This is a genomic window from Algoriphagus hitonicola (assembly GCF_900113375.1).
Classification (GTDB): domain Bacteria; phylum Bacteroidota; class Bacteroidia; order Cytophagales; family Cyclobacteriaceae; genus Algoriphagus; species Algoriphagus hitonicola.
Genome location: NZ_FOPC01000004.1, coordinates 1 through 24,408, shown reverse-complemented (window position 1 = coordinate 24,408; position 24,408 = coordinate 1). Strand labels below are relative to the sequence as shown.

General features: G+C 43.7%; 20 protein-coding genes. 14 read left to right on the top strand and 6 right to left on the bottom strand.

The window, feature by feature from the left end; translation table 11 throughout:
• Nucleotides 1–47 precede the first annotated feature (47 nt).
• Genes rodA through BM043_RS06500 form a run of 5 tightly spaced genes read right to left on the bottom strand, consistent with a single transcriptional unit; the run spans nucleotide 48 to nucleotide 5,511 of the window.
• Complete coding sequence (gene rodA, locus BM043_RS06520) at nucleotides 48–1,322, bottom strand: rod shape-determining protein RodA (protein WP_092790002.1); 1,275 nt, start codon at nucleotides 1,320–1,322, stop codon at nucleotides 48–50.
• Entirely contained in the window at nucleotides 1,323–3,125 is a 1,803-nt protein-coding gene (mrdA, locus tag BM043_RS06515) for a penicillin-binding protein 2 (RefSeq protein WP_092790000.1), read from the bottom strand.
• Entirely contained in the window at nucleotides 3,125–3,646 is a 522-nt protein-coding gene (gene mreD, locus BM043_RS06510; protein WP_092789998.1) for a rod shape-determining protein MreD, read from the bottom strand. Before mreD ends, mrdA begins: the two co-directional genes overlap by 1 nt.
• Nucleotides 3,636–4,475 (bottom strand): rod shape-determining protein MreC, encoded by an 840-nt coding sequence (gene mreC / locus BM043_RS06505; RefSeq protein WP_092789994.1) that lies wholly within the window; start codon nucleotides 4,473–4,475, stop codon nucleotides 3,636–3,638. The genes mreD and mreC overlap by 11 nt, the downstream gene beginning before the upstream one ends.
• 7 nt (nucleotides 4,476–4,482) lie before the next feature.
• The gene (locus tag BM043_RS06500; RefSeq protein WP_092790482.1) at nucleotides 4,483–5,511 is read right to left on the bottom strand and encodes a rod shape-determining protein; all 1,029 of its coding nucleotides are present in this window, start codon (nucleotides 5,509–5,511) and stop codon (nucleotides 4,483–4,485) included.
• Between the two features lie 331 nt (nucleotides 5,512–5,842).
• On the opposite strand from BM043_RS06500, the gene BM043_RS06495 reads away from it, so the two are divergent.
• From BM043_RS06495 to BM043_RS06460, 7 genes are all read left to right on the top strand, one after another.
• Nucleotides 5,843–6,316: a ribosome maturation factor RimP gene (locus BM043_RS06495; protein WP_092790480.1), complete on the top strand. Its 474-nt coding sequence runs from the start codon at nucleotides 5,843–5,845 to the stop codon at nucleotides 6,314–6,316.
• Nucleotides 6,317–6,321: 5 nt separating this feature from the next.
• Nucleotides 6,322–7,566: a transcription termination factor NusA gene (gene nusA, locus BM043_RS06490; protein ID WP_092789992.1), complete on the top strand. Its 1,245-nt coding sequence runs from the start codon at nucleotides 6,322–6,324 to the stop codon at nucleotides 7,564–7,566.
• Nucleotides 7,567–7,628: 62 nt separating this feature from the next.
• Nucleotides 7,629–10,460: a translation initiation factor IF-2 gene (infB, locus tag BM043_RS06485; protein ID WP_092789990.1), complete on the top strand. Its 2,832-nt coding sequence runs from the start codon at nucleotides 7,629–7,631 to the stop codon at nucleotides 10,458–10,460.
• Nucleotides 10,461–10,762: 302 nt separating this feature from the next.
• A complete protein-coding gene (locus BM043_RS06475) occupies nucleotides 10,763–11,308 on the top strand; it encodes a hypothetical protein (protein WP_092789987.1) in 546 nt (181 codons plus the stop codon).
• A gap of 256 nt (nucleotides 11,309–11,564) precedes the next feature.
• Nucleotides 11,565–12,674: a hypothetical protein gene (locus BM043_RS06470; RefSeq protein WP_092789985.1), complete on the top strand. Its 1,110-nt coding sequence runs from the start codon at nucleotides 11,565–11,567 to the stop codon at nucleotides 12,672–12,674.
• 32 nt (nucleotides 12,675–12,706) lie between these two features.
• On the top strand, nucleotides 12,707–13,645 hold the full coding sequence (locus BM043_RS06465) for a transporter family protein (RefSeq protein ID WP_143189485.1): 939 nt from the start codon (nucleotides 12,707–12,709) through the stop codon (nucleotides 13,643–13,645).
• Between the two features lie 113 nt (nucleotides 13,646–13,758).
• Nucleotides 13,759–15,288 carry a vanadium-dependent haloperoxidase gene (locus BM043_RS06460; protein WP_092789981.1) on the top strand — a complete coding sequence of 510 codons (1,530 nt, stop codon included), beginning with the start codon at nucleotides 13,759–13,761 and terminating at the stop codon, nucleotides 15,286–15,288.
• 13 nt (nucleotides 15,289–15,301) lie between these two features.
• Here BM043_RS06460 and BM043_RS06455 read toward each other — a convergent pair whose 3' ends face one another.
• Entirely contained in the window at nucleotides 15,302–16,936 is a 1,635-nt protein-coding gene (locus tag BM043_RS06455) for a carbon starvation CstA family protein (RefSeq protein WP_092789979.1), read from the bottom strand.
• Between the two features lie 221 nt (nucleotides 16,937–17,157).
• Here BM043_RS06455 and accD point away from each other — a divergent pair, with 221 nt between their 5' ends.
• The 7 genes from accD (at nucleotide 17,158) to BM043_RS06420 (ending at nucleotide 23,979) form a co-directional block, all read left to right on the top strand.
• Complete coding sequence (accD, locus tag BM043_RS06450; RefSeq protein WP_092789977.1) at nucleotides 17,158–18,000, top strand: acetyl-CoA carboxylase, carboxyltransferase subunit beta; 843 nt, start codon at nucleotides 17,158–17,160, stop codon at nucleotides 17,998–18,000.
• 132 nt (nucleotides 18,001–18,132) lie between these two features.
• Entirely contained in the window at nucleotides 18,133–19,437 is a 1,305-nt protein-coding gene (gene nqrF / locus BM043_RS06445; protein WP_092789975.1) for an NADH:ubiquinone reductase (Na(+)-transporting) subunit F, read from the top strand.
• Nucleotides 19,438–19,523: 86 nt separating this feature from the next.
• Complete coding sequence (locus tag BM043_RS06440; RefSeq protein ID WP_092789973.1) at nucleotides 19,524–20,675, top strand: formimidoylglutamase; 1,152 nt, start codon at nucleotides 19,524–19,526, stop codon at nucleotides 20,673–20,675.
• Nucleotides 20,675–20,908, top strand: coding sequence for a cytochrome b5 domain-containing protein (locus BM043_RS06435; RefSeq protein ID WP_092789971.1), 234 nt, complete (start codon nucleotides 20,675–20,677; stop codon nucleotides 20,906–20,908). Before BM043_RS06440 ends, BM043_RS06435 begins: the two co-directional genes overlap by 1 nt.
• A complete protein-coding gene (locus BM043_RS06430; RefSeq protein ID WP_092789969.1) occupies nucleotides 20,905–21,747 on the top strand; it encodes an N-acetylglucosamine kinase in 843 nt (280 codons plus the stop codon). The genes BM043_RS06435 and BM043_RS06430 overlap by 4 nt, the downstream gene beginning before the upstream one ends.
• A 78-nt stretch (nucleotides 21,748–21,825) precedes the next feature.
• On the top strand, nucleotides 21,826–22,635 hold the full coding sequence (gene murQ, locus BM043_RS06425) for an N-acetylmuramic acid 6-phosphate etherase (RefSeq protein WP_092789967.1): 810 nt from the start codon (nucleotides 21,826–21,828) through the stop codon (nucleotides 22,633–22,635).
• A gap of 117 nt (nucleotides 22,636–22,752) precedes the next feature.
• A complete protein-coding gene (locus BM043_RS06420; protein ID WP_092789965.1) occupies nucleotides 22,753–23,979 on the top strand; it encodes a pseudouridine synthase in 1,227 nt (408 codons plus the stop codon).
• The last annotated feature ends 429 nt before the right edge of the window (nucleotides 23,980–24,408 follow it).

Below are 24,408 nucleotides of genomic sequence, written 5' to 3'. Positions count from 1 at the left end.
GGATAGCTTTTTTCTTTTTAAAGACATACTCAAAAGTCTGGCAGACCCTATTTAAATCGGCCGAGCTGAAGTGCCCGGGAAGAATCCAATTTGATAAATACGAAGAGTAAAATCGTAAATGACCATAAGGATGATCCTCCGTAGCTAAAAAATGGCAGCGGAATCCCCACGACAGGAAACAAACCCACGGTCATCGCAATATTGATCATAAAGTGAAAAAGTAAAATGGAAATAACGCAATACCCATAAACCCGCGAAAAGCGATTTTTTTGCCGCTCCGCCATGATGACCAACCGAACCAGCAAAGTGACAAAAAGCGAAATCACCACCAGGCTTCCGGCCCATCCAAATTCTTCTCCCAGCGTGCAAAAAATAAAATCAGTATGCTGCTCGGGGACAAAATCAAACTTGGTCTGGGTTCCCTCCAGATAGCCCTTTCCAAACAAGCCTCCTGAGCCGATGGCGATTTTCGATTGGGTGACATTCCAGCCAACTCCCAATGGGTCCAAGTTGGGATTGAACAAGACCATAATTCGGTTTTGCTGATGCTCGGGCAGCTTGGATACGACATAATCTATACTATAACTGTAAGCGATCAGTCCCAAACCAATCAAAGAAAAGGCCACCACTTTCTGCCAGGATTTTTTTCCTAAAAGGATCAAAAACAAAATGATCACACCAATCCCAATAGCTAAATAAAGATTGTTTTCGATCCCCAAGGACAGCAGTGTCAAGGCAATGAAACCAAAGCCCAACAGGTAATATTTCTGGGGAAATCCCTCCCGATAAAACATCAAAAGCATGGCAAAATAAACCATGGCTGTACCGGTATCTGGCTGAAGCAAAATGAAGGCGACCGGCAGCAGCAACACTCCAAAAGCGATCAACTGATGGTTTCTCTTGGTGAGGTCAAAGGTGGGCCTCTCCATGACTTTTGCCAAAGCCAAAGCAGTGGCAAATTTGGCAAATTCACCCGGCTGAATCTGAATGGGTCCGATTTCGAACCAGGCTCGCTGCCCATTGACAACCTTTCCAAAAATAGGCGTAATCAACAGCAAAAGCATAAATGCAATAAAAATGTAAAGGGACAGATTTTCAAAAAACCGATAATCTGCCACCATGATCAAAACGATCAAAATCACAGCCGCACCGATTCGTACGAGTTGTTTGCCGGAGTTGATAGACATGTCAAACATGCTCTGAGGAGCCTGACTGTCGTACACTGCCGCATAAATATTAAACCAGCCGAAGATCACCAAGGCAAAATAAATGGTGACTACCACCCAGTCTACACGATTAATATGTATATCCGAATCCCGCATTTAATCTTTAAAATCTCCAGCTAACACATATTCCTCCAGAGCGGGTCTGGTAATCATTCCCCGAAGGTATTTTTCGATCATCAGGGAGGCAGTACTTGCCGCAGCACGGCCACCCCAGCCGGCATTTTCCACATAGACTGCAATGGCGATTTTGGGATCATCCTTGGGAGCAAAGGCCACGAATACCGAGTGATCTTCTCCATGGGGATTTTGTGCAGTTCCTGTTTTTCCGGCGATGACGATGTCTTGGATGATAGCTCGATTGGCCGTTCCGTACAAGGCCTCCGCCATAGCATCCTGAACCATATCAAAATGATGCGCATCTACGCCTACCTCATTTTTGATCCGGTATTTCTCCGGGATTTGGGTTTGGTCTCCGTTGATTGCCTTGATCAGGTGGGGGGAATAATAATACCCTTTGTTGGCAAATATGGCGGCAAGATTGGCCATTTGAAGGGGAGTCACCTGCAGCTCACCCTGACCGATTGACAGGGAATAAATCGTCGAGTATTTCCATCGACCTTCTCCATAAAATTTATCATAAAGCTTGCTCGAAGGCACATCCCCGCCCAGTTCTCCGGTGATATCAATGCCTAGAGATGTCCCCAAGCCAAATTTCATTACTTTTTCCCGCCAGTCATTCAGCCCAATTTCGGTGTCTTTGTAGGTATTGGATGAGACTTCCCGATTGATCATCCTTCGGAAAGCCTGATGATAATAGGGATTGCAGGAATTCCGAATGGCTCCGAATAAATTCACCGGTGAGGGGTGATTATGGCATGCTACCAGCGATCGGTTACAGGCGAATGTGGTTTCCTGTGTCAGAATCCCATCCTGTAATCCAATTAAGCTTTGGACAATTTTAAAAATTGACCCCGGAGGGTATTTGGCCATGATAGGCCGATTGAACAAAGGCTTAGTTTCCATTTTGTTCAAAGCAGTATAGGTCTTTCCAAAATCCGCTCCTGTCAACTGATTCGGATCATAAAAAGGAGCCGAAATCATAGATAGAATTTCCCCTGTTTTAGGCTCTATGGCAACTACCGATCCGGTTTTTCCTGCCATCAACTGCTCACCATAAAGCTGCAATTCCATATCAATGGTGGAGGTGAGATTAATTCCTGCCACCGAGGCGGTATCGTATTCTCCATCTTTGAAAGGGCCTTTGTCCACCCCGCGGACATTCACCATTTTATATTTAACACCTTTCTGTCCCCGCAACTGCCGTTCGTAATATCGTTCCATTCCACTCAATCCCACATAGTCTCCTTGAGAATAATACTTAGCAGAATCCAGCTCCATCTGACGGGCGTTGATCTCTCCGATATATCCCAATGCATGGGAAGCGACCGGCTGTGGATAAGATCTGACAGATCGAGTCATGACAAATAGACCGGGATAGTCTATAAGGTAATCCTGAATTCGGGCAAAATCCGTCGTAGAGATTTGTTTAATCAATGGGGAGGGTTTTACCCAGGAATATTTTTTGGCCGCATTGTAGGCTTCGATCAGTTCCTCTTTGCTGATGTCAAAAAGCTCCAAAAACCGCGTAGTATCGCCAACTTCAAATTCCTGAGGGACGAGCATCAAGTCAAAAATGGGATTATTGTAAACCAAAAGTTTACCATTTCGGTCATAAATCAATCCCCGGTAGGGATGGTCTACTACTCGCTGAACTGCATTTCGCTCGGCTCTTTTCATAAAACTATCATCCGCAACTTGGATGCTGAATAATTTTATCAAAAGAATCAGCCCTACCGTAAAAATGAAAATGATGATGACTACCGGTCTTTGATCGTTCATTAGATTCTTCTCCTTCTTTTAAAGAACAGTACTTGAACCAGTATAGCCAAAAGCATGCTGAAAATGGTCGAAAAAAGACTTTTATACAGCACTCCCAGCAATCCCCCAGTTCCCCACTGATCGATAGTGAAAAATAAAAATGAATAGATAAAAAATAAAGGAAATGAATAACTGATGTACCAGCTGAGGCCCATTTCGTGTAGGTCCGGGCGATTGGACTCGTCATATCCGCCTGTGGGACTGATGGCTTTCAGCCAATAGGGCCGAACAAATGCCACCAAGGTGGCGGCGGCAGCGTGCATTCCGATCGTATCGTAGAAAATATCGATCAGCAAACCCAAGAAGAAGGCGATCAACAATAGATTGATTTTATTGCTGTTGATAGAAAGGTCAAGAATAAACATGAGGTATAAAAAACCCATGGCTACACCGAATACGGCCAGGTTTTTCAGAAATAAAACCTGCACTACCATTAAGATGATTCCTGTGAAAATAAAAGTAATCAGGGATCTAATATTCATTGACTATTTCTGCTTCTTGGTTAAGGGTATCCCGTTCTTCAATCTGATTGTTTTCCACAAGATATACGTAATTGATTTTACTGAAATCTGTGCTTAACTCGACGACAATATCCAGGTAATTTTGATTGGATCCTTGTTCTACTTTTTTGATGACACCTACTGCAATTCCCTCCGGGAAAATCGCATTATAACCTGAGGTGACGACCGTGTCTCCCGCTTGGGCTTCGACATGTCTTGGGATATAGAGCATTTTTACCTCTGTTGTGTTTTGCCCATCCCAATTGATGGATCCATAGACACCGGAAGGTTTGATTTTGGAGGATATCAAAAGCCCGGTATTGAGGACAGAAATGGCAACTGAGTAATTTTCTGAGACTGTTTTTACCCGTCCGACTATCCCGGAATGGTTAAAAACTCCCATGCCAGGTTTTACGCCGTGAGATTTTCCTTTGTCTAGCGTGAGGTGATTTTGGGCATAGCGCAAGGTCTGCGCAATGACTCTGGCACTTTTAAACTCATGCTCAGCCACAAAATTACTGTCTAGTGGCTGATTGTCGGTACTATCTCGGTTAATTTCAACCACTTCCAATCGTGCGAGCAATTCAGCATTCTGACGCAAAAGTTCTTCATTGGCCTCTGCCAAATCCAGAAAATCCGAAATGTCTGATTGGGTTTTTAATACCGAACCGAAAACCGCATTGGAAGAGTTGAAGAATGCCGCACCTTGTGGGGAATTATTGGAGACGATTAACCAGATTGCCACCAATTCCAGCAAAAGAAACAAAAGAAAAGCCCGAAGGCTATATAGAAATTGGAGGATGCGTAGCATTCAGGGTTTAGGTCATCAATACCGTTCTAAAATTATGTATGTTTTTCAAAGCTGTTCCGGTTCCCCTAACGACGGCTCTGAGTGGATCTTCGGCGATATGAATCGGAAGTTTGGTCTTTTGGTGAAGGCGTTTATCGAGTCCTTTTAGCAGAGCCCCACCTCCGGTGAGATGGATGCCATTGTCATAAATATCCGCAGATAGTTCCGGCGGTGCGATTTCCAGTGCTTTGAGCACTGCCTCTTCAATTTTAGAAACTGATTTGTCCAGTGCAAATGCGATTTCGGAATAAGAGACCTTGATGACTTTAGGAATCCCGGTCATGAGATCACGACCTCTGATTTCATAATCTTCGGGTGCATCATCCAATTCGGTCAAAGCAGACCCAATTGCGATTTTGACCTTCTCGGCAGACCGCTCACCGATGAGTAGGTTATGTTGCCTTCTCATATAGTCTAGGATATCTTTGGTAAAAGTATCACCGGCTACCCGGATCGATTGGTCAGCGACAATTCCCGATAGGGCTATCAAGGCGATCTCCGTCGTACCTCCCCCGATATCCACGATCATGGATCCCATCGGTTTTTCAATATCAATCCCAATGCCAATTGCTGCGGCGATTGGTTCAAAAATCATATAGACTTCCTTGGCCCCGGCATGCTCAGCCGAATCTCGAACTGCTCTTTTTTCCACTTCGGTAATACCTGAAGGAATACAAATTACCATTCGATGGGATTGGGGAAACATCCCTTTTTTCTGTCCCGGGATCATTTTGATCAACCCACGAATCATCTGCTCAGCGGCATAAAAGTCGGCAATAACACCGTCTTTTAGAGGACGGATCGTTTTAATGTTTTCGTGAGTTTTCTCATGCATATTCATTGCTTCCCTACCGACCGCCAGTACGCGGTTGTTGGTTTTGTCGATAGCAATGATCGAAGGCTCGTCCACCACGATTTTATCCTTGTGGATAATCAAGGTGTTGGCAGTCCCTAAGTCGATGGCTATATCACTGGAGAAAAAATCAAATAATCCCATGTTTTGATGATTGGCTTTTGTAATTGAGGTTTGCTGTTTGATAAAGAGCACGCAAGGTACACCTTATTAAACGGGGGTCGGCAAAATTATTATCTTCGTGGCAGAAATCGGAGAGAAAGTAGATATTTTTTCCGATCAAACCGAAAGAAAATTGATCAGAGTCAGCAAAATATTTTTTTAGCATTCAAGCAGTTTGGGTCCACAGGAGCATGTATTTGATAGACGATTGAATTTCAGTACAAATTGTTTTTCGATTAAAAATATTTTACATTTGTGCCGTATTCGAAGTTTCTAGAGGGGACACCAAGTCCCCTCTTTCATTATGCATACTATGTCTGAATTGCGCGAGGTTCTAGAAGAAATGGTGTCAGGTCATCTTCCTGATCAGGGCCATTTTGTGGTAGAAGTGAAAATCTCTCCCCAAGGAGACCAAACACTTCTCAGCATACTCATTGATGCAGATCAGGGAGTGACGATTGACACTTGTGCAAAAGTGAGTAGGGCAGTTTCTAATGAAATCGAGGATAAAAACCTGATCGAAAACGCCTATCGTATTGAGGTCTCCTCGCCGGGAGTGGATTATCCGCTTGCTAGCGAAAGGCAATATATAAAGAATATAGGTAGGGAACTCAAGGTTTTGCTCCAAGATGGCAAAGAAGTAAAAGGTAAGCTCCTGACTGTGGCAGACGGAAGTATAACGCTGCAGGTCAAGAAAAAAGAGAAGGGGAAAAAAGCCACTGAAGAAGAAACTTCGCATGCCCTTGAGGATATAAAAAAATCAATTGTTCAAGTATCTTTTAAATAAATCAAATGGATGCCAAAGTCTTAATAGAATCCTTCGCTGAATTTGCGAGATCTAAAAATGTGGATCGACCTACCATGATCCGTATTCTGGAAGATGTTTTCCGAGCGATGATTCGCAAGAAGTTTGAAACAGACGAAAACTTCGATGTGACGATCAACGCTGACAAAGGCGATTTGGAAATTTTCCGTATTCGGGAAATCGTAGATGACAACTCTGAAGATATTTGGGATTTTGACAAAATCAGTCTCACCGATGCCCGTAAGATCGAGCCGGATTTTGAGATTGGAGAAGAAGTTTACGAAAAAATCGAGTTGGAGGATTTTGGAAGACGGGCAGTTCAGATGGCTCGTCAAACCTTGATTCAGCGGATCAAAGATCTCGAAAAAGACCTCCTATTCAATAAGTATGAGGAGCAGGTTGGTGAGATCGTTTCGGCAGAAGTATATCAGATCCTAGGCAGAGAAATCTTGCTTATTGACGGAGAAGGGAATGAATTGATTTTGCCCAAAGGTGAGCAAATACCCAAGGATAGATTTAGAAAGGGGGATTCGGTAAAAGCGATCGTCCATAAAGTGGATATGATGAACGGAACTCCGAAAATCATCCTTTCCCGGACCAGTCCGGTATTCTTGGAGCGATTGTTTGAAAATGAAGTACCCGAGGTATATGATGGTTTGATCACCATTGTCAAGATCGTACGCGAACCAGGCGAGCGAGCCAAAGTAGCGGTGGAGTCTTACGATGACCGAATCGATCCCGTGGGTGCTTGTGTGGGAATGAAAGGATCAAGAATCCACGCGGTGGTCAGAGAATTGCAGAATGAAAATATTGATGTGATCAATTTCACTGAAAATCTCGACCTCTACGTGTCTCGTGCCCTGAGTCCTGCCAAAGTTTCTTCGATCGCAGTGAATGAGGAGACTAAGCGGATTTCAGTTTATCTGAAACCCGATCAGGTTTCTCTTGCCATTGGAAAAGGAGGCTTCAATATCAAATTGGCAAGCCGATTGGTAGGCTATGAGATTGATGTCTTTAGAGAATTGAACGAATATGAAGAGGAAGATGTGGATTTGGCAGAATTTGCTGATGAAATTGAAGCTTGGATTATCGAAGAATTAAAGAAAACCGGTTTGGATACAGCAAAAAGTGTATTGGCACTTACCCGAGAGGATTTGCTGAGAAGAACCGAACTTGAGGAGGGGACCATCGATGAGATTTTCCGAATCCTCAGACAAGAATTTGAACAGTAAGGGTTTGAAAGCCCTTTAAAATACCCAATTTTACAATAAGATTTCGAAAGAGGTTTTTGCTTATGTCAGAAGAAAAAATGATGCGATTAGGCGCTTTAGCCAGAAAACTCAACGTGGGAACGGCAACCATCGTGGAGAGTTTGGCTAAAAAGGGCTTTGAAGTGCAGGATAATCCCAATTCCAAAATCAACATGGAGCAGGTAGAAATGTTGAATAAGGAATTCAAATCCTCTGCGCTCGAAAAAGAGGAGGCATCCCATCTATCCATTGGGAAGCGTCACGAGACGGTGACCCTAGAGTCGGAGCCGAAGCCAGAAAAGGCTCCGGAGCCCGAACCTGCGCCTGCTCCCGCACCTCAACCTAAGGAGGATCCAAAACCTGCTCCCCCTCCGGTAGAAGAGAAAAAAGAGGAGAAAAAGCCAACCCCACCTCCCGCTCCTGCGGAAGAGGCTGAGAAAGTTGCGCCCGAAGCTCCCAAGTTGGAAGGAATAAAAGTATTGGGAAAAATCGATCTCAATAAGAAACCTACTCCTCCAGCTCCTAAACCCGCTGCGCCTGTGAAGGCCCATGAGCCAAAAGCACCGCAAAAACCCGCCGAACAAAGAACACCTCAGGCACCTAGAAAGCCTGAACAGCCCGCGCAAAGACCTGCGCAATCCCAGCATCAAAAGCCCACACAAGGGCCTGTAAAACCTGTCGAACAAAAGAAACCTGAACTCCCAAAAGGAACAGCTCCGGAATCCCAGTTGATTTCAGCCAAAGCAGATTCTCTTAAGGGATTGACTGTTTTGGGTAAAATTGAATTGCCGGTAGATAAAAGCAAGAAAAAAGGCGGACCAGTGGCTTCCTCCGATGAGCGAAACCGAGACAAAAAGCGTCCGAGAAAACGAATTGACAAAGCAGGAGGAGGTCCTCAAAACAGAAATCAAGGACAGAGAAGTGGTCCTCCAAGGACTCCTCAAAAGGCTAACCATCCCAACAGGACCCAAAAGGCAGAGCCTACCCAAAAAGAAATTCAGGATCAGATCAAACAGACGCTGGCTAGACTTCAGGGAAATAAACCCGGAGGAGGCAAAGGGAAAAGCCGTCGGGATAAAAAAGCCGACAGAGAGCGAGAAACTGACACTCATACCGAGGACAACAGCAAGATCTTAAAAGTAACAGAGTTTATCTCTGCCAATGATCTCGCGGCGCTACTTGACGTTTCTGTCAATCAGATTATTTCGACTTGCATGTCTTTGGGCATGTTTGTGTCGATCAATCAGCGCTTGGATGCGGAAGCGATCACCATTATAGCTGATGAATTTGGTTATGATGTCGAATTCACCAAGTCGATTGAGGATGAAATTGCCGAGGTAGAAACTGATGAGGCAGAGGATTTGGTAGAAAGAGCCCCAATCGTCACCATCATGGGTCACGTCGATCACGGTAAAACATCCCTTTTGGATTATATCCGGATGTCAAAAGTCACCGAGGATGAAGCCGGGGGAATTACCCAGCACATCGGAGCTTATGACGTGATGACAAAAACCGGGCATAAAATTGCATTTTTGGATACACCGGGTCACGAAGCCTTTACGGCCATGCGTGCTAGGGGAGCCAAAATCACGGATGTGGCAATTATTGTAATCGCCGCAGACGATAATATCATGCCTCAAACCAAAGAGGCAATCAATCACGCCCAAGTTGCAGGGGTCCCGATGATTTTCGCAATCAATAAAGTGGACAAGCCCAATGCAAATCCTCACAAAATCAAAGAGGAATTGGCAAATATGAACTTGCTGGTCGAAGAGTGGGGTGGTAAATACCAATCTCAGGACATTTCGGCCAAAACGGGTCAGGGCGTAGAAGATTTACTTGAAAAAGTACTCCTTGAGTCAGAAATTCTCGAATTAAAAGCCAATCCGGATAAAAATGCGGTAGGTACCGTAATTGAAGCATCTCTGGATAAAGGAAGAGGATATGTCACGACCATCATGGTTCAGGCTGGTACCCTTCAAATCGGAGATATCATCCTAGCCGGACAGCATCATGGTCGAGTGAAAGCCATGTTTGATCACAAAGGCAAAAAGGTAAAAGAAGCAGGCCCATCGACTCCGGTACAAGTACTGGGATTGAGTGGTGCACCTCAGGCCGGAGATACCTTTAAGGTCTATGATTCCGAGCGAGAGGCGAGAGAGATTGCCAACTCCCGAGAACAGATTCAGCGTGAGCAAAGTCTTCGAACCAAGAAGCACATTACGCTTGATGAAATCGGAAGACGTTTGGCGATCGGAAGCTTCAAAGAACTCAATATCATCATCAAAGGTGACGTGGACGGTTCGGTCGAAGCCCTTTCGGATTCTTTACTCAAGCTTTCTAAAGATGAGGTTAAAGTAAATATCATTCACAAAGGTGTCGGTCAGATTTCAGAATCTGATGTGCTTTTGGCCTCGGCGTCAGATGCGATTATCATTGGATTCCAGGTTCGACCTTCTTCTAATGCCAAAAAGGTGGCCGAGCAGGAAGAGATTGAGATCCGCCATTATTCGATTATCTATGATGCGATCAATCAAATCAAGGATGCCATCGAAGGGATGCTTGAACCTGAATTTGAAGAAGTCATCACTGGAAATATCCAAGTACGTGAAGTATTCAAAATCTCCAAGGTGGGAACAGTGGCAGGTTCTTATGTGACCGATGGATTCATTACCAGAAAGAATAAAATCCGTGTCATTCGGGACGGAATTGTCATTCATGACGGTGAAATCGATCAGTTGAAGCGATTCAAGGATGATGTAGCAGAGGTGAAGGCCGGTTACGAATGTGGTATTTCGATCAAGAACTTCAATAACATCGAAGTAGACGATACCATCGAAGGTTATGAGATGAAGGAAATCAAACGTAAAAAATAAAGTTTGAATAAATTTTGAGAAAAAGGAACGGCGAAAGTCGTTCCTTTTTTAGTTTTGAAATATGCTGGAAGCGGTCTCTCTTGTTTTGTTGTTGTTAGCTTGTTTCAGCTTTTTATTACTTTTGGCTGGATTGATTAGACCTGTCTTGGTTTTATGGTTTTTGGACCGAATGAATCGACTTAAGGTTATCAAAATTTATGGCTCGTCTTTTTTGATTTTTTTAGGAATTTATTTTATCATTGAGTTACTTTCCGATAATAAATTTTAGTGAATTCGGATTTAGGCAGTTAATTTATTTTCTTTTGAAAAAAGTCTTACCCATAGCGCTCCTTCTTTGCTTTATGAGCTATCATTTTGGGTATTATCTATTCTACTTTTCCCAAAAATATCAATTGGAGACCAATTGGCAGGATAAGATCTACGGACAGGAGCTGTCAGGATTGGAAGAGCAGTTGATGGAAATTCCCTTGAGTGCGCCTTACATGGCTGATCAGGAAGATTTTCAATTAACCAATACCCGATTTGAAAAGAACGGAAATTATTATCGGGCGATCAAGCAACGGTATCAGAGTGATACCCTTCAGATCGTTTATGTACCAGATACAGCCCGCCAAACCTTGGAGTCAACGGTAATGAAATGGGTTTCAGCCTTGGCCGAACGTGAATTTCCCGGAGACAATCAAAGCTCCAATCAGCTAAAAATATTTGTAAAAGATTACCTGGAACTAGAATTTTTGGATTTCCAGACTTTCAGACTAGCACCGGAATTAACACATCAAGGGTTTATTTTTTCAGCTTATAAGAGTCCTTTTTTTCAATTAGACTCACCGCCTCCACAGCTTAGCTAAGGTTTTCTTGGGTCAATTTTTCTGTTTCACCTTTGGCTTGAAACAGAATGGAACGGCTGTTCCTGCCCAAAATCAGTGGGTCCAATGCTGACCACTGACTTATTTATTCTCCTCAGCTTTAAATGCTCTCCCATTTCGGTCAGCCCAGGCAAAATATTTTCTCCATGCTTTAGGGGAAATTATATCTGTCTGATTTCATCAATGGGATGGGTTTGAAGCGTAGGAGATTTTCTCAAAACTTATACGCTAATACAAGATGAAAAAAATATTACTAGTCCTAATTCTAGGGACAGGACTGTTCCTGCACCCTTATTTTAGCTTTGGTCAAGGCTGCGTCGCTATCCGGCAATTTTCCGGCATAGGCAATGCGGTCGGACAGGGTAATTTTCAAGCCGCAGGCGACTGGAACTTAAGCCTGAATTACCGCTATTTCAGGAGTTTTCGGCACTTTCGAGGTACTCACGAAGAACCCAGTCGGATCGAAAATAACACCGAGGTAATCAACTGGTCCCATGGAGTGGACCTGAATGTGAGTTATGCTTTTACTGATCGATTTTATGGATTGATATCCCTGCCTTATGCCTACAATGAGCGCTCCTCACTGTATGAGCATGGTCGGGAATCCAGACACAAAACCTACTCCCAAGGATTAGCAGATATGCGAATCGGAGGGGGATATTGGCTTTTTTCGGATGAAAAACCCCGAAAAGGAAACATGGCTTTGGGACTAGGACTCAAATTGCCTACCGGTGATTATGCCGCCAAGAGTACCTTTTACAACGTCGGACCCAATGGAAACTCTGAGCTACGTACGGTGGACCAATCCATTCAATTAGGAGATGGAGGTCTGGGATTGATAGTGGATACACAGGGAATCTGGGAGTTGAATCAGGGACTTTATGGCTATTACAGTGGGTTTTACTTATTCAATCCGAGAAACGTGAATGGAACTCCAACGAACCGGAGCCGACAGAGTGAAGCCATCATGAGTGTCCCGGATCAATTTGCCTTGAGAGGAGGAGTATTTTATGGGATCAAATCCGTACATGGGTTGGGTATTATCCTGGGGGGCCGGGCTGAGGGAGTACCCGTTCGTGATATTTTGGGCGAAAGCGATGGGTTTAGACGTCCAGGCTATGTGATTTCAGTGGAGCCGGGAGTCAGCTATATGCTGGGAAATGTCACCGCTACAGTAAATGTCCCTGTTGCTTTGGTTCGTAACCGGACCCAAAGTCTGACCGACATCGCAGACAGCAGTCCTGGAGATGTGGTCCATGGAGATGCGGCTTTTGCTGATTATTTGGTCAATTTCTCCTTGGCTTGGAGGATTCCAAAAAAAGCTCCTGAGATTTTTAACTCATTATAATGAGGAAGATGAACCTATTGAACAGAAAAATTATGCTAGAAAATAGAAAATTGATTCCATTAGTTTTTCTCTGCTGCTTCCACTTGATCTCCATAGAATCCAATGGACAGACACCTCTTGATGAATTGATGATGCCAAAACAGGACTTATGTATCCTGGTAAATTATGAATTTGGAAGATTTGATCAGTATTGGGAGGGCGAAGTATTAAGGAAAAACGGCACGATTGCTACGGTGCAGCGTAGGTCTGCCTTGGTCATGGCTGCTTATGGTATTACGGATAAATTGGACATGTATTTGGGCTTGCCTTTTGTCCAGACCAATTCTACTATTCCTAATGGGGGAAAGTTTGCCGGAACCTCAGGTCTACAGGATCTTTCGACAGGATTTAAATATCAGATTTTGGATAAAAAAACCGAAAAACATCAGCTAAGTCTTTTGGCATCAGCAATGTTTTCTGTCCCGGCCTCTAATTATTTGTCCGATTACCAACCCTACAGTTTGGGATTGAAAACTCCACAATTTGCCTGGAGAATTCTGGGTCATTATCAACTACTAAGTGGTTTCTATGGTCGAGCTCTCGCAGGTTATTTATGGAAAGGATATACTAAGGCAGAGAGAGAATATTACTACAACAATGGGAGTTACTTCACCCCTTGGATGGATGTGCCCAATTCGATCAATTTTGACCTCACTGCCGGAAAATGGTTTTGGCAAAATTCCCTGAGAGTAGAAGCCACACTTTCAACCCAAAATTCAGTTTCCGGAGATGATATCAGGGCCTACAATGCACCCCAGCCTACCAATAAGGTAGACTTTATGCGATTGGGGGGATTTGCTCATTACTATTTCCCGAAAATTAATGGATTTGGAGTTTTAGGCTACTGGAATCAGGTCATCGAGGGAAGAAATATGCCTGAAATGTCAACCTGGGGCTTGGGAGTCACTTATCAATTCGGAATAAAAAACTAAACGCATGAAATCGAGCATGTCGAAGGCGACACACAGTGGGATGATTATCATTGCGAGATTCCCCCGAGAGATCGGGGCGGGCTATGTGACCTTTGAAAAACAATTATAAACACATGAAAAAATCAATACTATTACTCGTTCTAGCGGGAATTTTTTATTCCTGTATGAAAGATCTACCCACCGAACTGGCCTTTGAAAACTATACCTTCTCGTCCATAGATGAGGATGGCGGAAACTGGAAGCCGGTTTTGGTGGAGAACGGTGCTGCCATCGAAATCTCAGCACCCTCGCCCGTGGATTCGGATTCCTATCAGGCCGAATTAGCAGAACTGAAGGAGATTTTGTCTCAGGCAAGCGAGGCAGATAAACAAGCCGTCCATCGATGGACAAACAACCCGGTAGTGAGATGGAATGAAATCGCCTTGGAACTGATCGCCAAGTATAATCTGATTCCGGGACCCAATGAGGATGGGACCTACACCCTGCCCAATCCCGCAAATCCAGCAGGTCCGCCTGCCTTTCCTTTTGCGCATCCCCCTTATGCCAGTAGAGCACTAGCTTACCTGTCAGTTGCGCAATTCGACGGAATGATCACCGCCTGGCATTACAAATTTACTTTTGATAGAGAGGCGCCGTATTTGGTCGATGAATCCATCCCACATGAGTTTGCACCCAACCCGCTTCCTTCTTACCCGTCAGATGGAGCTGTCGTAGCGGCAGCATCAGTAGCGGTTTTGAAAGCGATGTTTCCATTGGAAGCGGAATACTTGGAAAATCTCGAGCAGGATCATCTTCAAGCTCTTATGCTTTCTGGCGAACATGTGAAAAGTGATGTGGATGCAGGGGTTATTATTGGTAAAGAGATCGCAGCGGTAGCCCTCCAGCGAGCCAGTAGCGACGGTATGAAAAATGCCCAGACTCCTAAATCCGTGTCGGATTCATTGGAAAATGCCGCTTTTGAAAGATTTGGATGGAAATGGGAAAATTTGGAAGTGCCCCGGCGTCCGGTAGGTCTGACTCCATTATTTGGTCAAGTGACCATGTGGAATGTCCCCAACGTGGAGGCAACTCGCCCGCCAGTTCCTCCAGCACCTAATTCTCCCGAATACCTGGAGGATGTTCGGCTGCTTGAAGAATATGCAGCAAATCGAACTGTTGAACGCAGACGGATTGCCAATTTTTGGCAGGATGGATTAGGCACCTATACTCCTCCCGGACATTGGAATGATTTTGCCAATCGGTTTATAGTGAAGTATAAATTGAATACCCTAAGATCAGCAAGGACTTTGGCATATATGAACATGGCGATCATGGATGCTGGGATTAGTTGCTGGGATGCAAAATATTACTATCATTATCCGCGTCCTATTCAATTGATTGAAGGATTTGAAACTATCGCCGGTACTCCCAATTTCCCATCCTATACCTCCGGGCATTCTGCATTTTCGGCAGCCGGTGCAGAGGTTTTGGCTTATATTTTTCCTCAAGAGGCCAATCAAGTTAGGGAATGGGCAGAAGAAGCTGCCATATCTAGAGTTTATGGTGGTATTCACTGGACTTTTGATGCCTATGTCGGAACTAATCAGGGGATCAATGTAGCTCAGTACTCCATTGATAAAGCAAAAATCGACGGTGCCGATTAAATATGAATTGAAATCAAAGAGCCTTTGCGGGCTCTTTGATTTCTTTTTTGATGCTTTTGGTGGCTAAGATCATAAGGGCTATCGCCAATCCAAATAACAAAGCTGCAATAATGGACAATACATACACTTGATCCTGAAAATTTTTCCAAGCAAAAAGTCCTAAAGAAGCCAAGGTGACCGTAAACATGAAGAACATGGGGATCGTCACAAAAAGCGCATTTTCTTTTTTCCGAATCATCCAAACGGCAATCGTCAAAAGGGCAAGGGCAGCTAGCAGCTGATTGGCAGAACCGAAGATCGGCCAAAGTGTGGTGAATTCTCCAGAGGCTAATAGCAATATCGAAAAGATGATGACCAAACCGGTAGATACATATCGGTTTTTTGAAATGAATTTGGCCGAAGGCTGGGGAACATCCTCAAAATACTCCTGAACGGTAAAACGTGCCAATCTCGTGCAAGTATCCAAGGTGGTCAATGCGAATGCCGAAACGGTCAGGGCAACAAAACTAACCGCAAACTGCTCAGAAACCCCCAAGGTCGCAATCATTCCTCCTAGCCCTGTCGAAAAAAGAGCCACCGGGCCTTCTACCCCTAATCGCTCGAGGTATTCGCCTCTTGTCAGCACTACTACTGCACCAACCGAAATAATCGCCAAGAAAGACTCGATCAGCATTCCCCCAAAACCGACGATTTTGGCATCGGATTCTTTGTCCAGCTGCTTGGAAGTTGTACCGGATGCGACCAAAGAATGAAAACCACTGATTGCTCCGCAGGCGATAGTCACGAAAAGTACTGGGAAAATATAGCCTAAATTTTCGGAGGAAAGACTGATTTCATTTCCCATTTTGATTTCAGGATTGGCGACAAAAACTCCCAATATCGCAGCGATCATCATTCCATAGAGCAAAAAGCTATTGAGATAATCCCTAGGTTGAAGAAGCATGCTGACTGGGGTCACCGAGGCTAAAAATGCATAGGCAAGTAAGAGTAAAATCCAAATGCGATAATCCAGCGCAAAAGGAATTTGCATTCCCAAGTACACAAAATAGTACATCAAAATGACACCAATAATGCTGATGAGGATAAATGCTGTTTTTCTGCTGCCGACGAGCTTATTGACAATCCCGAATCCTATTGCCAAGAAAATAAATAAAATTGAGGCTGAGGCCACTCCCGGATTGCTGACAAAAGTTTTGGCGATAATATCTGCAAAAACCCCGATTACCAGAATCAATGTAGAAAAACTAAATATGATAAATAACTGCTTTCCCCGAAGTCCGATTTGATTTCTGATGATCACACCGATTGACTTTCCCTCTGTCCGGAGTGATGCGGCCATACTTCCCAAATCATGTACTGCCCCAAAAAATATTCCGCCAACAAGAATCCAAATTACGGCTGGAATCCATCCAAAAGTAACCGCGATAATCGGCCCGACGATCGGTCCAGCGCCAGCAATAGAGGCGAAATGATGACCTAAAACCACGATCGGTTTACTCGGTTCATAATCCACTCCGTCTCTCAGGGTGTGAGAAGGAGCCGGATTTTTGTCCGAAAGTCCAAATTTCTTGTAAACCAATGAACCATAATACTTATAGGCCAAGAATAAAACTACAGCTGAAAATGTGAGTAGGATGGGAAGATTCATTCTTTTGGACTTGGTTATGAAGGGTTTTAAAGCAGCCTAGTTGCTTTCTCTCTCAAAAATAGAAGAATTATCACAGCAGTAAAATCGATTTTTTCTAAAGAGAATTAGGAAACCGTCCAAATCTCAATCTTAGGCACATATTGACCGGTGATTTTATTTAATGGAATTAAGGTCTAAATTTGTACTCTTTGACTCGTCAAAAAAAATTCTAAAAACTCAATATGGCTTGGTTTAAACGAACTGACAAAGGGATCAAAACCTCAACCGCAGAGAAGAAAGATGCGCCGGATGGCTTGTGGTTTAAAACCCCCAATGGAAATATCATCCATACCCGAGAACTTAAAAATAACGCCTTTGTGTGTCCTGATGATGACTTTCACGTCAAAATCGGCTCCAAGGAATATTTCGAGATCCTTTTTGACAACAACAAATTCACTGAGCTGGATAAGGATATGAAGTCCGGAGATCCGCTCAAATTTTCTGATACTAAACCCTACACCTCCCGGATCACGGCTACCATCGAAAAGACCGAGCTCAATGATGCAGTAAGAACTGCACATGGAAAAATGAATGGGTTGGCGATCGTAGTGGCGTGTATGGATTTTAATTTTATTGGAGGCTCCATGGGCTCGGTAGTCGGAGAAAAAATCGCACGGGCGATCGACTATTCATTAAAGCACAAAATTCCTTTTTTGATGATTTCCAAGTCTGGAGGAGCCCGGATGATGGAGGCTGGATTTTCTCTGATGCAAATGGCAAAAACTTCTGCCAAGCTGGCCTTGCTGGATCAAGCAGCAATCCCTTACATTTCCCTACTCACAGATCCGACGACGGGCGGAGTGACTGCATCCTATGCCATGCTGGGCGATTTTAATATTGCCGAGCCTGGAGCTTTGATCGGTTTTGCGGGTCCTCGGGTCATTAGAGAGACGATCGGCAAGGATTTACCAAAAGGTTTTCAAAGTTCAGAGTTTGTTTTGGAACACGGATTTCTGGATTTCATCATCGATCGTAGACAGTTGAAAAACAGGTTGACCACTTTGTTAAACCTCTTGAACAATTAATCAGTTATCCTATAAAAATCTGAGGGTTAAATTGGGCAAATTTGAGTTCAATTTTGGCCTCTTTTACTGATTAATAAATATATTTGTGCTCCCAATTGTGGGATTCCATACGAAAAGTAAAACCAAAATTTCATGGGTTCTGTAATTATTACTTCCATTGTAGCTTTTACCCTAATTATCCTGCTACTGGTATTTATTCTCCTTTTTGCCCAATCCAAATTGGTCAACTCCGGGGATGTTAAGATTGTCATCAATGGTGACGAAAGCAAGCCAATCGTCACTTCTGCTGGCGTAAGCTTATTGTCAACTTTAGGCAATCAGAAAATTTTTCTTCCTTCAGCCTGTGGAGGCGGCGGAACTTGCGCGATGTGCAAGTGCGTGGTCGAAGAAGGTGGAGGAGAAGTGCTTCCTACCGAAGTCGGACATCTTAGCCGAGCTGAGCAGCAAGGAAATGTTCGTCTTGCCTGTCAGGTGAAGGTAAAGCAGGATATGAAAATCCGTGTACCGGAGGAGATCTTTGGTATCAAGAAGTGGGATTGCGAAGTAATCTCGAATTACAACGTTTCTACTTTCATCAAAGAATTCAAAGTAAAACTTCCTGAGGGAGAAAATCTTGACTTTGAATCAGGTGGATACATTCAAATTGATGTTCCTGTCATTACCGTTAACTTCAAGGATATGGATATCACTCCACATCCAGAGTTGGGACACCCTGCCGATGTCTATCAGAGTGATTGGGATAAATTTGGGCTTTGGGATCTAGTCATGAAAAACGACGAGGAACTTTTCCGAGCGTATTCCATGGCAAATCACCCTGCTGAAGGTAACATTGTGATGCTGACCATTCGTATCGCTACACCACCATGGGATCGTGCGAATAACAAGTGGATGGATGTCAATCCGGGAGTTTGTTCTTCTTATGTATTCTCAAGAAAGCCAGGAGACAAAGTAACCATCTCCGGACCTTACGGTGAATTCCATATCAATCCTACCGAAAGAGAAATGATCTACATCGGTGGTGGGGCAGGTATGGCCCCGTTGAGATCTCACATCTTCCACCTTTTCCATACTGAAAAGACAGGTAGAAAAGTTTCATACTGGTACGGAGGTCGATCTAAGAAGGAATTGTTCTACACACCTCACTTCAGAGATATCGAAAAAGACTTTCCAAACTTTAATTTCCATATCGGTCTTTCCGAGCCACTTCCAGAGGATAATTGGAAGATCAAAAAGTCACTTGATGATAAAGAAGGTGATGGCTACGTAGGATTTATTCACCAAGTCTTGTATGACAACTATCTGAAAGATCATCCGGAGCCAGATGAAGTAGAGTACTACCTTTGCGGCCCTCCTTTGATGAACGCAGCAGTTTTGAAGATGCTCGACGATCTGGGAATTCCCCAAGAGAATATTAGATTTGATGACTTTGGAGGTTAATCTCCTTTAAAAATCCCGCTTCGGCGGGATTTTTTTATTTCTTGGCGGGTTTTTGATTATTTTTACCGCATATCCACCCTTCTTTTATGAGTATATCTTCTTTTTTTGAACCTGTTGCAGAGTTTCTTTGGCAGAAAAAGTATTCTGAAAATTCCTTTTTCAAGCAGATTCACTGGTTTGGGGAAGAATTTCCCGACCTAAAAGGCATACAGATCGCACTTGTCGGCCTCAAGGAAGACCGAGGAATTAAAAAAGGGGAAAGTATCGCAAGAGGAGCTACCGAAATCAGAGAAAAGCTTTATGATCTGAAACGCGGAATGGGGGCCTATCGCATCGCCGATTTGGGAGACCTGACTCCGGGAAAAACCCTGGAAGAAACCTACGATCGGATTCAAAAAGTCGGAGAATTTTTGATGAAACAGCAGATTCTCCCCATCTACATCGGCGGTACCCATGACTTGGATTATGGCCAGTACCTGTCTTATCAAAAGATGAAAAAATTAGTCAGCCTTTTGACTGTGGATTCTAAACTGGATTTGGAAGAATCCGGTCCCATGGCTGATCAGCATACCCAGGAAATAATCCTTCATCAGCCCAATTTTTTATTTTCCTATTCTCATTTGGCATATCAGAGCTTTTTGGTAGATCCATCATTGATCAATGTCATGGAGAAGTTGTATTTTGATCATATGCGATTGGGGATCGTGCGGAAAGAATTGAAGGAGATAGAACCCATGATCCGAAATGCGGATTTATTGAGTTTTGACCTTTGTGCGATTCAATCGGCTGATGCTCCAGGAGTAGTCGACGCCCAGCCCTTTGGATTGACTGCACAGGAAGCTTGTCAGATTTGTTGGTTTGCCGGCATGAATGAAAAACTCAGCTCGATGGGGATCTACAGTTACGAGCCTTACTATGATGACGCGCATAATAAAACCGCAAAAGTCGCCGCTGTGATGATTTGGTATTTTATTGAGGGCTTTTATTCCCGTAAGGACAGTCTATCCTTTAAAAGCAGTGATTATATCAAATACACCGTTTCCTTGGACACCAAGCCGAATACGCTCGTTTTCTACAAAAGCAAGAAGAGCGGAAAATGGTGGATGGAAATTCCACACAATGAAACTGAAAAATTTGATCGGGTCAGTACCGTTCCCTGTAGCTACTCGGATTATCAAACTGCCCAAAAAGGCGAAATCCCGGAACGTTGGATCAATGCTCAGATTAAATTGCTTTAATGAAGGTTTACACGAAGCAGCAGCTTGCCTTACGAAATGGGCAGGATAAACCTGAAATATGGATCGCTTTCCAAGGCATCATTTATGATGTGAGTAAATCTAAATTATGGAAAAACGGGAAGCATTATGAACACTGGGCTGGTCAGGATCTGACCGAAGAACTGGCAGATGCCCCCCATACACAGCGGGTTTTTGAGCGGTTTCAGCCCATAGGAAAATTGGAGAATTTATGATATTGATAGCGGATAGCGGATCGAGTAAGACGGATTGGAGGGTAATTCATCCGGATGGAAAAATCTCTCAGCATAGGGGAGTAGGTTTTAATCCCTACTATCAGACTTCCGAAGAAATGGCCTTGCAAATGAGGGATGAATTTCTGCTTAATTTGGAAGGATCGGTAAAGCAGATTTTCTATTATGGAGCGGGATGCTCAGCCCCTGAGCGCAAAGCTGAAGTAGTTCAGGCGCTTCAAACCCTATACTCCGAGGCCCATATCGAAGTAGATCATGACCTTGCTGCCGCAGCGCATGCCACCTGTGGCTATGAGGCAGGAATTGCCTGTATTTTGGGCACGGGCTCCAATAGTTGTGATTATGACGGTGAGAAAATCATCGATTCCCGGCCGGCACCGGGTTATATCTTGGGTGATGAAGGGGGTGGAGGATATGTAGGGAGAAAATTTCTTCGTGATTTCATAAATGACGAAATGCCGTCGGAGATCAAAGCTGAAGTTTTAGAGCGGTTTCATTTGACTCGGGAGATCATTCAGGATCACGTCTATCGTCAGCCCTTTCCCAATCGGTATATGGCGAGCTTTTGCCGATTTATCACGGAGCATCGATCAAATCCTTATTGCTATCAGCTGTTTTATGATTCCTTTCAGGAGTTCTTTTCCAAGCATGTATGCAAGTATCGGGATTATGATAAAAAGCCAGTGAACTTTGTAGGGTCCATTGCCCATTACAATTCGGACATTCTTCGCAAGGCAGCCATGGATAGGGGATTACATGTTAAATTGATCATCGAAAGCCCGATTGCAGGCCTGACGCTTTATCATCAGAAAAAACTATGAAGTACCCCTTAAAACACCTGCCTCTTGACTTCATGGAGCGGGGCATTTTCAGCCTATTGAAAAATAACCAATCAACCGATGAAAGTAACTGAAAGCACCTCCCATTACGATAACTTAGAGCTCATGTCTGTACAGGAGCTTCTACAAAATATCAATCAAGAGGATCACCGAGTACCTGAAGCTGTAAAAGAGGTGATTCCTAACATCTCTGCTTTGGTTGAGAAGATCGTTCCGCGGATGGATGCTGGAGGACGCTTATTTTATATCGGAGCGGGAACTTCAGGACGGCTGGGGATTTTGGACGCCTCTGAGTGTCCGCCGACCTATGGAGTTCCTCATGATTGGGTGATCGGTCTGATAGCCGGAGGAGACGATGCCATTCGTAAAGCGGTGGAAAATGCGGAAGACGACGAAAATCAAGCCTGGAAAGACATCCTGGAATATGGATTTAATGAAAAAGACACGGTGATAGGAATTGCGGCTTCGGGAACTACCCCTTATGTAATCGGAGGAGTGAGGGAAGCCAAAGCAAAAGGTCTTTTAACGGCCTGCATCACTTGTAATCCCAGTTCTCCTCTAAGTCAGGAAGTTGAATACCCGATCGAAGTAGTAGTCGGGCCTGAATTTGTCACAGGAAGTACCCGAATGAAGGCAGGAACCGCACAGAAGCTGGTGTTGAATATGATATCAACTACAGTGATGATCAAACTCGGTCGGGTCAAGGGGAATAAGATGGTCGATATGCAGCTGTCTAATGCCAAATTAGTCAATAGAGGAACTCGCATGATTATGGAAGCAACCGGACTTAATGAGCGGGAGGCTAAGGCTTTGCTGCTTTCAGAGGGATCCGTTCGCAAGGCCACGGAGCATTATTATAAGAATCAGTGATTTTTTTGATCAATAAGTAAATTCCAATTATTGGTTGTACCTTTGCAGCCCGATTAAGAACTTGTATTTCAAGTTCTTGTTTACAAATCTTACTACAGCAGTGATGTTGCATATTCTATGAAAAAAGACAATTCAAAAAGACCATTTTTTAGCTCTAAATCTGATTCTGAAGAATCAAAGAGCAATTCAAAATCCAAGTTTTCCGGTAAAGACGATCAAAAGCGTTCCCCGAAAAAATTTGATGGCAAGAGACCTTCAGGTTCACGGAACTGGAAACAAGATGAAAACCGAGATCAAAAGCCCAGATTTCAGAAGGAGGAGGATAGTAAATTTCCGAAAAGGACGCTGAAGCCCAGACCGGATTTTGCAAAAGACGACAGTCCTAAAAAATTTGAAAAGAAGTTTGAAAAGGGAGATCGCAGGAGTGATCGAGAACCTCAAAAGCAGACTTATTTGGGGCGTGGAAAAGATCAAAAACCCATCTTTGGTGAAAAGGAATTTATTAAAAAAACCACGGGTAATACCAAGGTTGGATTTGGTAAAAATCGAAAAAACACTCCAAAAGATGACTTGGATAGACCGGATTACAATTTTGATGCACTTCCTTCAAAGAAATCAAAAGACTCCGAATCCGGCACAGATATCCGGCTGAATAAGTATATCGCCAACTCAGGTATTTGTAGTCGGCGTGAAGCTGATCAAATGATCAGTAAAGGTTTGATCAGTGTAAACAATGAGGTCATTACCGAATTGGGATATAAAGTAAAAAAATCCGACCGTGTAGTTTATAATGGTAAGCGGATCAATCCCGAAAAGCCTGTTTATCTGCTTTTGAACAAGCCGAAAGATTTTATCACCACCACGGATGATCCTATGGATCGAAAGACCGTGATGAATCTGGTTGGGAATGCTTGTGAAGAGCGGATTTTTCCCGTAGGGCGATTGGATCGAAATACCACAGGTCTTCTTCTTTTCACCAATGATGGAGAACTGGCAGCAAAGCTTTCTCACCCATCCAATGAGATCAAAAAGATCTATCAAGTGACACTGGACAAGCCACTGACCAAGAAAGATGAGGAGGCGATTATAGAAGGATTGACGCTGGAAGATGGTCCGGCAAATGTGGATGATATGCAGGTTTTGTCCAAGGATAGAACCATACTTGGTCTGGAGATTCATATCGGAAGAAACCGCATCGTCCGTCGGATTTTTGCACACTTAGGCTATGATGTGACAGCCCTGGATCGAGTTCTATATGCTGGATTGGATAAGAAAGACTTGAAAAGGGGACATTATCGTTTCCTATCTGAAAAAGAAGTGATCAAACTCAAATTCTTTATCTAAAAACTCAAAAGCTCCTGAGAGGGAGCTTTTTTTTATGGGATTTTCCCAGTGGACAAAAGAAATATTCTCCTGAAGGAAATGACCTTAATTCTTATCACTTGTGCCTTTTTCAGCCACGAATTCACTAATAGTTTTAAGTGAAACCGCCGAAAAACCAAGTGTCATTTCCTTCCGTCTTCAGTCTTCTTTCTTATCTCTCGGCTCTTAATTCTTGCCTCTTTAATAGCCACTAATTCACGAATGGTTTTCGGTGGAAAACCAAGTTTCATTTCCTTCAGTCTTCGGTCTTCTTTCTTATCTCTCGGCTCTTATTTCTTGCCTCTTTAATAGCCACGAATGCATGAATTTTTTTATTGTCTTTATCCCCGCCAAATAAAAATGCTCCGTCCCTACGGGACTCCCAAGCTAGATCTCAGCTATTTTTCCAGC

Coding starts and splice junctions, on each gene's coding strand:
- mreC (WP_092789994.1), bottom strand. CDS start 4,475: ATGCTACGCATCCTCCAATTTCTATATAGCCTTCGGGCTTTTCTTTTG.
- rodA (WP_092790002.1), bottom strand. CDS start 1,322: ATGCGGGATTCGGATATACATATTAATCGTGTAGACTGGGTGGTAGTC.
- BM043_RS06420 (WP_092789965.1), top strand. CDS start 22,753: ATGAAAAAAGACAATTCAAAAAGACCATTTTTTAGCTCTAAATCTGAT.
- BM043_RS06440 (WP_092789973.1), top strand. CDS start 19,524: ATGAGTATATCTTCTTTTTTTGAACCTGTTGCAGAGTTTCTTTGGCAG.
- BM043_RS06495 (WP_092790480.1), top strand. CDS start 5,843: ATGTCTGAATTGCGCGAGGTTCTAGAAGAAATGGTGTCAGGTCATCTT.
- mrdA (WP_092790000.1), bottom strand. CDS start 3,125: ATGAACGATCAAAGACCGGTAGTCATCATCATTTTCATTTTTACGGTA.
- accD (WP_092789977.1), top strand. CDS start 17,158: ATGGCTTGGTTTAAACGAACTGACAAAGGGATCAAAACCTCAACCGCA.
- BM043_RS06430 (WP_092789969.1), top strand. CDS start 20,905: ATGATATTGATAGCGGATAGCGGATCGAGTAAGACGGATTGGAGGGTA.
- BM043_RS06465 (WP_143189485.1), top strand. CDS start 12,707: ATGCTAGAAAATAGAAAATTGATTCCATTAGTTTTTCTCTGCTGCTTC.
- nqrF (WP_092789975.1), top strand. CDS start 18,133: ATGGGTTCTGTAATTATTACTTCCATTGTAGCTTTTACCCTAATTATC.
- BM043_RS06470 (WP_092789985.1), top strand. CDS start 11,565: ATGAAAAAAATATTACTAGTCCTAATTCTAGGGACAGGACTGTTCCTG.
- mreD (WP_092789998.1), bottom strand. CDS start 3,646: ATGAATATTAGATCCCTGATTACTTTTATTTTCACAGGAATCATCTTA.
- BM043_RS06460 (WP_092789981.1), top strand. CDS start 13,759: ATGAAAAAATCAATACTATTACTCGTTCTAGCGGGAATTTTTTATTCC.
- nusA (WP_092789992.1), top strand. CDS start 6,322: ATGGATGCCAAAGTCTTAATAGAATCCTTCGCTGAATTTGCGAGATCT.
- murQ (WP_092789967.1), top strand. CDS start 21,826: ATGAAAGTAACTGAAAGCACCTCCCATTACGATAACTTAGAGCTCATG.
- infB (WP_092789990.1), top strand. CDS start 7,629: ATGTCAGAAGAAAAAATGATGCGATTAGGCGCTTTAGCCAGAAAACTC.
- BM043_RS06500 (WP_092790482.1), bottom strand. CDS start 5,511: ATGGGATTATTTGATTTTTTCTCCAGTGATATAGCCATCGACTTAGGG.
- BM043_RS06455 (WP_092789979.1), bottom strand. CDS start 16,936: ATGAATCTTCCCATCCTACTCACATTTTCAGCTGTAGTTTTATTCTTG.
- BM043_RS06435 (WP_092789971.1), top strand. CDS start 20,675: ATGAAGGTTTACACGAAGCAGCAGCTTGCCTTACGAAATGGGCAGGAT.